The organism is Isoptericola sp. NPDC060257 (genome assembly GCF_042726645.1).
Classification (GTDB): domain Bacteria; phylum Actinomycetota; class Actinomycetes; order Actinomycetales; family Cellulomonadaceae; genus Isoptericola; species Isoptericola nanjingensis.
Genome location: NZ_JBHXAW010000153.1, coordinates 1 through 10,517, shown reverse-complemented (window position 1 = coordinate 10,517; position 10,517 = coordinate 1). Strand labels below are relative to the sequence as shown.

Annotated in this window: 11 protein-coding genes; 1 reads left to right on the top strand and 10 read right to left on the bottom strand. The window is 76.7% G+C overall.

The window, feature by feature from the left end; all coding sequences use genetic code 11:
• Nucleotides 1–39 precede the first annotated feature (39 nt).
• The 4 genes from ACFWEK_RS13360 to rpe form a co-directional block, all read right to left on the bottom strand.
• Nucleotides 40–486 carry a PH domain-containing protein gene (locus ACFWEK_RS13360; protein ID WP_430554356.1) on the bottom strand — a complete coding sequence of 149 codons (447 nt, stop codon included), beginning with the start codon at nt 484–486 and terminating at the stop codon, nt 40–42.
• Nucleotides 487–547: 61 nt separating this feature from the next.
• Nucleotides 548–1,396: an ATP phosphoribosyltransferase gene (gene hisG / locus ACFWEK_RS13355; RefSeq protein ID WP_429763524.1), complete on the bottom strand. Its 849-nt coding sequence runs from the start codon at nt 1,394–1,396 to the stop codon at nt 548–550.
• Between the two features lie 101 nt (nt 1,397–1,497).
• Nucleotides 1,498–1,761, bottom strand: coding sequence for a phosphoribosyl-ATP diphosphatase (locus tag ACFWEK_RS13350; RefSeq protein WP_079575216.1), 264 nt, complete (start codon nt 1,759–1,761; stop codon nt 1,498–1,500).
• 137 nt (nt 1,762–1,898) lie between these two features.
• Entirely contained in the window at nt 1,899–2,561 is a 663-nt protein-coding gene (gene rpe, locus ACFWEK_RS13345) for a ribulose-phosphate 3-epimerase (RefSeq protein ID WP_430545491.1), read from the bottom strand.
• Between the two features lie 38 nt (nt 2,562–2,599).
• Between rpe and ACFWEK_RS13340 the strand changes: the two genes are divergently transcribed.
• Nucleotides 2,600–3,151: a GNAT family N-acetyltransferase gene (locus tag ACFWEK_RS13340; protein WP_430545490.1), complete on the top strand. Its 552-nt coding sequence runs from the start codon at nt 2,600–2,602 to the stop codon at nt 3,149–3,151.
• Between the two features lie 15 nt (nt 3,152–3,166).
• On the opposite strand, the gene ACFWEK_RS13335 is transcribed toward ACFWEK_RS13340, so the two are convergent.
• The 6 genes from ACFWEK_RS13335 to ACFWEK_RS13310 all read right to left on the bottom strand — a co-directional run bounded on the left by ACFWEK_RS13335 (nt 3,167) and on the right by ACFWEK_RS13310 (nt 10,383).
• The gene (locus tag ACFWEK_RS13335; protein WP_430554355.1) at nt 3,167–4,441 is read right to left on the bottom strand and encodes a HipA domain-containing protein; all 1,275 of its coding nucleotides are present in this window, start codon (nt 4,439–4,441) and stop codon (nt 3,167–3,169) included.
• Nucleotides 4,438–4,677 carry a helix-turn-helix transcriptional regulator gene (locus ACFWEK_RS13330; RefSeq protein ID WP_430545488.1) on the bottom strand — a complete coding sequence of 80 codons (240 nt, stop codon included), beginning with the start codon at nt 4,675–4,677 and terminating at the stop codon, nt 4,438–4,440. Before ACFWEK_RS13330 ends, ACFWEK_RS13335 begins: the two co-directional genes overlap by 4 nt.
• A 94-nt stretch (nt 4,678–4,771) precedes the next feature.
• On the bottom strand, nt 4,772–6,352 hold the full coding sequence (locus ACFWEK_RS13325; RefSeq protein WP_430554354.1) for an RsmB/NOP family class I SAM-dependent RNA methyltransferase: 1,581 nt from the start codon (nt 6,350–6,352) through the stop codon (nt 4,772–4,774).
• Nucleotides 6,349–7,332, bottom strand: coding sequence for a methionyl-tRNA formyltransferase (fmt, locus tag ACFWEK_RS13320; protein WP_430554353.1), 984 nt, complete (start codon nt 7,330–7,332; stop codon nt 6,349–6,351). The genes ACFWEK_RS13325 and fmt overlap by 4 nt, the downstream gene beginning before the upstream one ends.
• A 160-nt stretch (nt 7,333–7,492) precedes the next feature.
• Nucleotides 7,493–8,119 carry an HAD family hydrolase gene (locus tag ACFWEK_RS13315; protein ID WP_430554352.1) on the bottom strand — a complete coding sequence of 209 codons (627 nt, stop codon included), beginning with the start codon at nt 8,117–8,119 and terminating at the stop codon, nt 7,493–7,495.
• Entirely contained in the window at nt 8,119–10,383 is a 2,265-nt protein-coding gene (locus ACFWEK_RS13310) for a primosomal protein N' (RefSeq protein WP_430554351.1), read from the bottom strand. Before ACFWEK_RS13310 ends, ACFWEK_RS13315 begins: the two co-directional genes overlap by 1 nt.
• Nucleotides 10,384–10,517: the final 134 nt, after the last annotated feature.

Genomic DNA, 10,517 nt, shown 5'->3' with positions numbered 1-10,517 from the left:
GCTCGCGGGGCTTCGTCGTCGCGGCGGTGGCGCAGGCGGTCAGGTGCGGTCCGGCGCCTCGCCGAGGCTCACGACGAGGGACCTCAGCCGCCGCGCCTCCGCCATCCCCCGCTCGCCGTCGGCGCGCTGGATGCCCATGACCGCGATCGTGCCGCCGTCGGCGAGGTCGAGCCGCACCCACGGGTCGTCGGGGCCGAGCCGCACCTCGACGATCTCCGCCCAGGCGAGCGTCCGGGAGCGGATGAGGTTGCGGACCCGCAGGCCCTCGTCCGACGGGACGGCGTGCACGCCGCCGAGCCGCCACAGCAGCCAGCTGACGCCGAGCGCGAAGACGATGAAGGAGACCTTGTTCACCGCGGCCGCGCCCATCGGCCCGTTCGAGCCGAGGCCGACCACCACGCTCCCGACCGCGGCGACCACCCACACGAACCAGGCCGAGACCTGGCCCCACAGCGGGCGGAACGTGCGGAAGCGTGACGCGCTCATGCCGACCACGCTGCCATCCCGCGCGCGTGCTCGACAGGCCGGCGGGCGCCGACCTGCGGGGTCACAGGCGGCTGGCGTGGATGGAGGTCACGATGATGCCGCGCGCCCCCACCTCGTACAGCGCGTCCATCACGCGGTTCGTCTCCGAGCGCTTCACCATCGACCGCACCGCCGCCGACTCGCCGTTGTGCAAGGGCGACACGGTGGGCGACTCGAAGCCGGGGGTCACCGCCACGGCGGCGTCCACGAGCTCCATCGGCACGTCGTAGTCCATGAGCACGTACTCGTGCGCGGTGATGACGCCCTGCAGGCGCCGGGTGAGGACGTCCAGCCCGGCCGGCTCCGCCACGTCGCTGCGGCGGATGAGCAGCGCCTCGGAGCGCAGGATCGGCTCGCCGAACACCTCCAGGCCCGCCGCGCGCAACGTGGTGCCCGTCTCGACGACGTCGGCGATGACGTCCGCGACGCCCAGGCGCACGGAGCTCTCCACCGCGCCGTCGAGGTGCACCACCGCCGACGGCTCGATCCCCCGCTCGCGCAGGTAGGACCGGACCAGGGTGTCGTACGACGACGCCACCCGGCGCCCCGCGATCTGGTCGACGTCGGTGATGGTGCCCGCCGGTGCGGCGAAACGGAACGTCGACGCGGCGAAGCCCAGCGGCAGGTGCTCGACGGCGTCCGCGCCCGAGTCGAGCAGCAGGTCGCGGCCGGTGATACCGACGTCGACGGTGCCGGACCCCACGTACACCGCGACGTCGCGCGGGCGCAGGAAGAAGAACTCGGCGCCGTTGTCCGGGTCGGCGAGCACGAGCTCGCGGGTGTCGCGGCGTTGGCGGTAGCCCGCCTCGCGCAGCATGTCGGAGGCCGGGACGGAGAGGGACCCCTTGTTGGGGACGGCGATACGGAGCACTGCGTTACCTCGATCTGATCAGGGCGGGACGTGTCGGGCGGCTGGGCGCGCGCGACGGACGTCGGGGTCGCACCGTGACGGTGCGACCCCGGTCCGGGCGCTCACAGATGCGCGTACACGTCCTCGAGCGTCAGTCCCTTGGCCAGCATGAGCACCTGCAGGTGGTACAGCAGCTGCGAGATCTCCTCCGCGGCGGCCTCGTCGGTCTCGTGCTCGGCGGCCATCCAGACCTCGGCCGCCTCCTCCACGATCTTCTTCCCGATCGCATGCACGCCGGCGTCCAGCTCGGCCACGGTCCCCGACCCGGCGGGGCGGGTCGTGGCCTTCTCGGTCAGCTCGGCGAACAAGGAGTCGAACGTCTTCACCCGCTCAGCCTAGACGCCGGGACCCCGGGCTCCGGGCCGGGTTCCGGCCCTCGGGACGGTGAGGTGCGTTCGTTCAGGGTGCTTGGCACACTATTTTTATGAGCGAAGGGCGGACCCGGGACCCGTCACCCCGAGGATCAGTGGGCGTGCGCCGACGCCAGCCCCCGCAGGGCCTCGATCTCCGCCGGTACGTCGTCCGCCCCGTAGACGGCGGAGCCCGCGACGAAGACGTTCGCCCCCGCGTCCGCCGCGCGCTCGATCGTGTCGCGCGACACTCCCCCGTCGACCTGGATCCACACGTCCAGCCCCGACTCCCCCACCGCCTGCCGGGCGCGCCGGATCTTCGGCAGCGTGCCGTCGATGAACGACTGACCGCCGAAGCCGGGCTCCACGGTCATCACGAGGATCATGTCGATCTCCGGCAGGAGATCGAGGAACGGCTCCACCGGCGTGGCCGGCCGGAGCGCGACGCCCGCCCTCGCCCCCAGGCGCCGCAGCTCCCGCGCGAGGCGGACCGGGGCCGTGGCGGCCTCCGCGTGGAACGTCACCGAGGCGGCCCCCGCCTCCGCGTACGCGGGCGCCCAGCGGTCCGGGTCCTCGATCATCAGGTGCGCGTCGAGCGGCACCGGCGAGACCTGCGCGAGCCGCTCGAAGACCGGCAGGCCCAGCGTGAGGTTCGGCACGAAGTGGTTGTCCATGACGTCCACGTGGGCGTAGTCGGCGGTGGCGATGGCACCCAGGTCGCGCTCGAGGTTCGCGAAGTCGGCCGACAGGATGCTCGGGTTGATCAGCGCAGGCATGCGCCCAGCGTAGGCGGCGCAGCCACTACGCTCGCCCTGTGCCACCGCTCCCCTCCCCCACCGAGCCGTCGCCGACGACGGCCGTCGCGCCCCCGGTCGTGCGTGCCGCCGTCGCCGACGACCTGCCCACCGTCGCCGCCATCCTCGAGCCGTACGTCACCGGCACGGCCGTGACGTTCGACGAGCAGGCCCCCGACGTCGCCGCGTGGCGCCAGCGCCTCGTGGACCTGGACGCCCGCGGCCTGCCGTTCCTCGTGGCCGAGATCGACGGGGCCGTCGTCGGCTACGCGTACGCGTCCCCCTGGCGTCCCAAGGCCGCCTACCGGTACACGGTGGAGGACACGATCTACCTCGCCCCCACGGCCCAGGGACGCGGCGTCGGCTCGCTGCTCATGACGGCGTTGCTCGAGGCATGCTCGCGCGCCGGCGTGCGGCAGGTCGTGGCCGTCGTGGCCGACGACCCCGCGGCGGCCGGCTCGCTCCCCCTGCACCGCCGGTTCGGCTTCGAGGTCGCCGGCGTGCTGCGCGACGTCGGGGTCAAGCACGGCCGCACCGTGAGCACCACGCTGCTGCAGCTCACCCTCGTCTGACGCGCCCTGCGCGCCTCAGGAGGGCAGGCCGGCACGCAGCGCGTCGGTGCGGTCCTCCACGGTCCGCCACGCCTCGGGCCCCACGCCCGGGTGGGCGTCGCGGTCGATCTCCTCGAGCCCGGTGCGCAGGCCGTCGAGCGTGGCCGCCACGGCGCGCAGGGCACGGCGGCGAGGCAGGCCCCACGACTTCCCCTCCGCGAGGAGGTGCGCGGCCGTGATGCGGTCCATGTCGCGCTCCCCGGACACGTCCATCGCGAAGACCCGCGACGCGTGCGCGTGGTGCAGGTGCATGGACACGTCGTAGGCGGGCGCGAGCGCGACGGTGCCGTCCGCGCGCCGGAGCACCGAGACGTTCTTCGCGTGCGCGTCGGTGTTCCCGACCGCCAGGTTCAGGGTCGTGAGGGCGAGCAGGCCGTCGGGCCGGGCGCCGTCGTCGCGCAGCGTGCGGGCGATCCGGGCCAGAGAAGGCAGCGTGCGCCCGTGCTGGAACTTGCGCTCGGGGTCGCGGGTGTTGATGCCCAGCGCCTGCGCCGCGTCCTCCTGGTGCACCCGCCGCACCCCGGGCTCGCCGGGTGCCACGGCCCGGTCGTACCGGGAGACGACGATCGCACGCTCGCCGTCGAAGGTCTGCACGTGCGCGTCGATCGTCGTGAGCCCCACGCGGCGCGCCAGGTCGAGGGCCGCGGCCTCCGTGTCGACGAGGTCGGCGGTCGGCGAGCCCGCCTCGCGGGCGACCTTGAGGATGTGCGTGGTCGGCTGGTCCGCGCCGGCCCGCCGCCATCCCGCCCCGTCGCGCACGAGGCCGATCTTCGGCTCCATGCCCGGCAGGGAGCTGGTGAGCCGCTGCGCGCGGCCCTGACCGCCCGCGCGGGCCACGCTCGCACGCAGCATGGCGCCGACGCCGGCGTCGTCGAGCGGCGTGCCTGGCCGGCGGTCGGGCTCCGGCTCCGCGCCGGGCGCCACGAAGACGAGCGCGCCCACGGTGTCGCCCCCGTAGGCGCGGAAGAACGCCACCGGGTTCTCCGGGTCCACCCCCGCGTCGATCGCCATGTGCTCGCGGATCCGCCCCTCCGGCATGAGCCCGTCCAGCCACGCCGACACCCGGGCGGGCGGCGGCGGCGCGTCGGGGTCGACCGGGAGCAGGTGCGAGAGCACGCGGGAGCCGTGGCCCCACCGCCGCGCCGCTCCGGCGTCCCACTCCAGCTCGACCCGCGGCGTGGCGCGCCCCAGGTCGCGGGCACGGAACCTCGCCACCCGCGACCCGTAGAGCCAGGCGTCGAGCTCGGTCATGCGTCACCACGCTCCGCGAGCCGGACCTCGACACCGAGCTCGTCGAAGATCTCGAAGAGCCGGGTGATGTAGAGGTTCTCGACGCCCGACTCCACCTCCGAGACGTACTGCCGCGTCACGCCGAGCTCGTCCGCGAGGGCGGCCTGGCTGAGCCCGCGACGCCGGCGCACCTGGCGGGCGAACGCGCCGAGGTCGCGGGCGCTGTGCGCCGTCGTCCATCGTCCCGTGCCGGTCATCTCGCCTCCTGCCTGTCAGGATTTCCTGACCGTTCAGACCGTCAGGTTATTCCGACACGCATGGGAGTGCAAGAGAAATCTGGCAATGCAGCTGCTACCCCCGGCGCCGCAGCAGCGTGAGGTGCATCGCGTCGGTGCCGTGCACGTGCGGCCACAGCTGCACGTCCAGCCCGTGCGCGCCGCCGTCCGAGGCACCGAGATCGATGTCCGCACCGGGCACCAGCGCGTCGCGCACCGCCGACCGCGCGTCGATGCGCTCCGCGTCGTCCCGGCGGCGCAGCACGTCGTCGACCACGAGCCGCGTCTCCGCCAGGTGCGGGGAGCAGGTGACGTACGCGACGACGCCGCCGGGACGCACCGCGTCGAGGGCGGAGGCGAGCAGCTCGCGCTGCAGCACCGTCAGCGTGCCCAGGTCGGCCGGGGTGCGGCGCCAGCGCGACTCGGGGCGACGACGCAGGGCGCCGAGCCCGGTGCAGGGGGCGTCGACCAGGACGCGGTCGTAGGCGGCGGGCTCCTCGGTGCCGACCTCCCGACCGTCGCCGGTGCGCACGCGCTCGACGACGCCGTCCGGCACGGCGCGCAGGGCCCGCTCGACGAGGCGGGCGCGGTGCGGCTGCACCTCGTTGGCGACGAGGGTGGCGCCCCGCTCCCCCCCGAGCGCCGCGAGGAGCGCGGCCTTCCCGCCCGGACCGGCACAGAGGTCGAGCCAGCGCGCGTCGGTGCCGTCGAGCGGGGCGCCTGCGAGTGCGAGGGTGACGAGCTGCGAGCCCTCGTCCTGGACGCCGGCGCGGGCGTCCGCGACGGCCGGCAGCGCGGCGGGGTCGCTGCCGCCGGCGAGGACGAGCGCGGTGGGCGCCCAGCGGCCCGGCTCGAGGCGCACGTCGGCGCCGTGGGCCTGCTCCTGGAGCACGTCGGGCGCCGCGAGGCCGGGGCGCGCGACGAGGGTCACGCGGGGCGCGGCGTTGTCCGCCTCGAGCAGGTCGGCGATCTCGTCGGGGCCGCGTCCGTGGCCCGCGAGCGCCTCCCGCAGGGCCCTGGTGATCCAGACGGGGTGCGAACCGACCGTGGCGAGCCCGGTGACGGTGTCGGGCGCCTCCTCGGTGAGGCGGGCGAGCCAGTCCTCGAGGGGCGTGCGTCCGACGGCGCGCAGGACGGCGTTGACCATCTGGGCAGGTCCGGCGCCCACGCGGTCGCGGGCGAGCGCGACGGTCTCGGAGACGGCCGCGTGGGACGGGACGCGCATCCCCAGGAGCTGGTGCGTGCCGAGGCGGAGGACGTCGAGCACCTCGGGGTCGAGCTGGTCGAGGGGACGGGTCACGCAGCGGGCGAGGATCGCGTCGTAGCGTCCGCGCAGGCGCAGGGTGCCGTACGCGAGCTCGGTGGCGAACGCGGCGTCGCGGCCGGCGATCCTGCGTTCGCGGAGCAGGGGCGGGAGCACGAGGTTGGCGTACGCGTCGGAGCCGTCCACCTGGCGCAGGACGTCGTACGCCGCGGTGCGGGCGGGGTCGGTGCGGCGGCGCCGCTCGCCGGGCGCCTGGGCGCTGCGGTGCGTCTCGCCGCGGGTGCGGGCGGCGCTGCGCTGACGGCCCTTGCTGTCGCGCTGTCCCTGGCGCTGGTCGTCCCGCCCGTTCCCCCTGGTGCCCCCGTGGCCCGTGCCCCGGCGGTCGGCGCTCATCGGGCGTCCTGCCCGAGGCGCAGGGCGGCGTCGCCGGCGTGGCCGGTGAAGAGGCCGCGCGCGCCGCGCGCCCAGTCCGCGGCGGGCATCGGCTTCTTGCCGACGGGCTGCACGTGCCCGAGCGCGACGGCGTGCGTGGCGGTCCCGACGAGGACCTCCTTCTTGCCGGGGCGCACCTCGCCCGGGGCGAGGTCGGTGATGTCGGGTCGCGGCGTGACCGGGCCGAGGCCGAGGCGGGCGCCCGGGGCGGCGTCGAGCCCGCCGGTGGGCGGCAGGGTGGTCCACGCCCCGGGGGCGGGCGTGACGGCGCGGATCCGGCGGTCGACGGCGAGGGCGGGGTCGTCCCAGCGGACGCGGGCGTCGTCGGTCGTCACCTTGGGCGCGAGGGAGGCGCCGTCGGCCGGCTGCGGCTGGGGGGCGAGGCTGCCGTCCTCGAGGGCGTCGAGGGTCGCGACGAGCAGGTCGGCGCCGCTCGTGGCGAGCCGGCCGAGCAGGTCGCCGGAGGTGTCGCGGGGGCGGATCGTCTCCGTGGCGGTGCCGAGCACCGGGCCGGTGTCCATGCCCTCGTCGAGGAGGAACGTCGTGGCGCCGGTGACCTCGTCCCCGGCGAGCACGGCGTGCTGCACGGGGGCGGCCCCGCGCCACGCGGGCAGGACGGAGAAGTGCAGGTTGACCCAGCCGAGGCGCGGGACGGCGAGCACGTCGGCGCGCAGGAGGTGCCCGTACGCGACGACGGGCGCGGCGTCGACGTCGAGCTCGCGCAGCGTCGCGAGGAACTCCTCCCCGCGGGGGCGCTCGGTGAGGACCGGGATCCCGGCCTCCTCGGCCGCGAGGCGCACCGGGCTGGGCACGAGCCGGCGGCCGCGTCCGGCGGGCGCGTCCGCCCGGGTCAGGACGGCGACGACCTCGTGACGCGACGCCAGCAGGGCGCGCAGGGACGGGACGGCAGGGTCGGGGGTTCCGGCGAAGAGCAGGCGCACCACCCGATCGTAGTCGGGCGAGCAGGTCCCGGTCCGCGAGCGCCGGGGCGTCGTCGAGCGGCACGGCAGCGGGGTGGCCCGGCCGAGGGCGCGAGGGGGCGCGGGCCCTCGGCCGGCGCCGTGGCCGTCCGGTCGACGTCCTCCCTCGTGCTCGTGCCGCCTACCTGCCGACAGGGAGGCCCAGGTCGCGCAGGGCGGCGCGCAGCGCCGTGGTGTCGGTGAAACGGACGGCGTGGAAGCCCAGCTCGCGGGCGACCGCGACGTTGGCGGGGCTGTCGTCGACGAAGACGGCGCGCGCGGGGTCGACGTCGTGCGTGTCCGTCAGGTGCCGGAAGATCGCCGGGTCGGGCTTCGCGAGCCCCACCTGCCCGGACACCACCACGTGCTCCATGCGCGTCGTCGCCGGGGCCGCCCCGGCGGCGTGCCCGAACAGCTCGGCCGACCAGTTGGTGAGCCCGAGGAGGCGCACTCCGGCGGCCGACAGCTCGTCGACGAGCTCCTCCGAGCCCGGGACGGGTCCGGTCAGGGTGCCGGGGAAGCCCGCCACGTACTCGTCGAGCAGGGGCTGCAGGTGGGGCCGGTCGGCCAGGCCCGCGCGGGCCTCGGACCAGCTGCGCCCGGCGTCCTGGGCGAGGTTGAGGGCCGGGAAGTCGACGTCCGCCATCCAGGCGTCCACCTCGGCACGCGTGCGCCCCGGGAACGCCCCGTAGGGGTCCCAGCCGACGAGCACGTTGCCGAAGTCGAGCACCACCGTGTCGACGAGGGCCTCGGCGGGGGCAGGAGCCATCAGAGCATCTCCTTCGGGTCGACCTGGACGCGGACGGCGCCGCCCTCCCGGCGGGCGGACCGGACGGCGAGGGAGGCGCGCAGCTGGGCGGCGAGCTCGCCGCCCTGGGCGAGGGGGACGCGCAGCACGGTGCGCACCTGGGGCTCGAGCGTGGCGCCGCGCCGCGGGTCGGCGTCGGGCTGCTCGACGGGCCCCAGGACGGTGTCGGGGCCCGCGAGCGCCACCCGGCCGACGACGGCGTCCACGGCGCCCCGGTCCCCGGTGACGGACGCGACACGGACCGCGGGCGGCAGCGCGAGCTCGCGACGCTCGGCGAGCTCCCTTTCGGCCAGGCCACCGGGGTCGTAGCGCACGAGCGCCCCGGTCGGGGCGGGGGCCGCGTCGCCGACGAGGAGCACCTGTCCACCGGCGCGGGACGGGTGCACGAGGGCCGCGGCAGCGAGCCACCGGTGCAGCGCCTCCGTCGCCGTGGCGAGGCCCGTGCCCGCGGTGGCCACGGCGGCGTCGAGCAGGAGCGCGACGGCGTACCCCCCGTCGGCGACGGGCTCGGCGCCCGGGGTCGCGACGACCAGGGCCGGTTCGGGCCCGACCCGGTCGAGCACCCCGGCGGGCGCCGAGGACGCGGACACGCGCACGGGAGTGCCCGCGAACGCCCGGCCGAGCTCCTCGGCGGTGCGGTCCGACCCGACGCGGACGGCGCGCAGGTGGGTGTCGCCGCACTCCTCGCAGCGCCAGCCGCCGGCGAGCCGGCCGCACCAGGAGCACTGGGGCGCGCTGCCGGTGCGGGTCATGCCGAGCGGGCCGTGGCAGGCGGCGCAGCGAGCGGCGGTGCGGCACCGCGCGCACGCGACGACGGGCAGGTAGCCGGTGCGCGGCACCTGGACGAGGACGGGCCCGCGAGTCAGCCCGTCGCGGGCGGCCCGCCAGGCGGCGGTCGGCAGCCGGGCGGCGGCTCCCGGGCCCTCGGCGGCGAGCTCGACGGACGTGAGGGCACGTACTCGGGGGGCGCGGGCGCGCAGCACGTCCCGGGGCGCGGCGATCTCGCGCGCCCACCCGGACGCCAGGAGGGCCTGCGCCTGCACGGTCCGCCCCGGCGACGCCAGCAGGTAGGCGGCGTCCTCCAGGTCGCTGCGCAGGGCGAGCACGTCGCGGGCGTGCGGGTAGGGGGCGTGCGGCTCCGCGAGCGTGTCCTCGCCGTCGCCCCACAGCACCACGAGCCCGAGGTCCGGCACCGGGGCGAACATGGCGGCCCGCGTCCCGACGACGACGTCGGCCAGCCCGTGCCGGGCGCGGAGGAAGGCGCGGTAGCGCGGGGCGGGTCCGTCGTCGGCGAGGAGCCGCGCGACGTCGTCGAGCCCGGCCCCGCCGAGGGCGGCCACGACGCGCTCGACGTCGCGGGCGTCCGGCGCGACGACGAGGACGCGCCGGCCCCCGGCGACCGTGGCGCGGGCCGCCTGCGCGACGGCCGCCGCCCAGTGCGGCACGCGCGCCGGACCGTCGTCGGTCGGCGGCGCCAGGCCGGGCAGGGGCGTCCACACGGCGCGCGGCGCCTGCCCGGCCAGCAGGTGGCGGCAGAACGCCTCGCCGCCCAGGTACGACGACCAGGCCGACGTGGATCCCGCCGCCACGCGACGGACGGCCCGCGGCGCCCCCCGATCCCCCGCCGGCGTCCCCGAGGCGCTCTGAGCGCCCTCAGAGGCGTCCTGGGAGCGGTCCTGGGCATCGTCGGCGCCGTCGCTCTCGTCGCCCCGTGCCGGTTCCTCGTCGGGCTCCACCAGAGAGGCGAGCACCTCCTTCTCGACACGCGCGTGCCGCGGTGGCACCGCGAGGCGCAGCACGTCGGCGAGCGTGCCCGCGTACCGGTCCGCGACGGCGCGAGCCAGCCGCAGCACCGGGTCCGACAGGACCGGGTCGGGCGAGACGACGCGCTTGAGCGGCACGAGCCGCCCGTCGTGGTCGGACGTCTCGCGACGCTCCACGACGTACCCCGCCACCTCCTGCGGCCCGAACCGGGCGCGCACCCGCACCCCCGGCCGGGCGTCGTCGGCCATGGGGGCGGGCACCAGGTAGTCGTACGGGCGGTCCAGGTGCGCGGGCTGCAGGTCGAGCGCGACCCGCGCGACGGGCAGGTCGTCGGCCACCGGCGTCGCCCCCAGGGCCACCTTGCCGGCCTTGCGGCGCCCCTTCGCCCCGGCTCCGCGCGGGGCCGGGACGTCGTCGAGCCCGAGCAGCGCAGGCTGCTCGGGCTCGGAGGTCTCAGTCACGGGGCCATCCCATCACGCCTCGCCGACGCCGTGGTCTCGACGGGTCGATCGACGAATCCGTCGGACGAAGGGAGAGCGTGGTGGCGAGGTTCCTGCGCGCGGACGTATCCCTCCCGAAGTGGAGGGCGCCCAGG

What these genes read in the sequence shown, in the direction of transcription:
- ACFWEK_RS13330 (WP_430545488.1), bottom strand. Translation starts at nt 4,677, where the DNA reads ATGACCGGCACGGGACGATGGACGACGGCGCACAGCGCCCGCGACCTC.
- ACFWEK_RS13360 (WP_430554356.1), bottom strand. Translation starts at nt 486, where the DNA reads ATGAGCGCGTCACGCTTCCGCACGTTCCGCCCGCTGTGGGGCCAGGTC.
- ACFWEK_RS13335 (WP_430554355.1), bottom strand. Translation starts at nt 4,441, where the DNA reads ATGACCGAGCTCGACGCCTGGCTCTACGGGTCGCGGGTGGCGAGGTTC.
- rpe (WP_430545491.1), bottom strand. Translation starts at nt 2,561, where the DNA reads ATGCCTGCGCTGATCAACCCGAGCATCCTGTCGGCCGACTTCGCGAAC.
- ACFWEK_RS13315 (WP_430554352.1), bottom strand. Translation starts at nt 8,119, where the DNA reads ATGGCTCCTGCCCCCGCCGAGGCCCTCGTCGACACGGTGGTGCTCGAC.
- ACFWEK_RS13325 (WP_430554354.1), bottom strand. Translation starts at nt 6,352, where the DNA reads ATGAGCGCCGACCGCCGGGGCACGGGCCACGGGGGCACCAGGGGGAAC.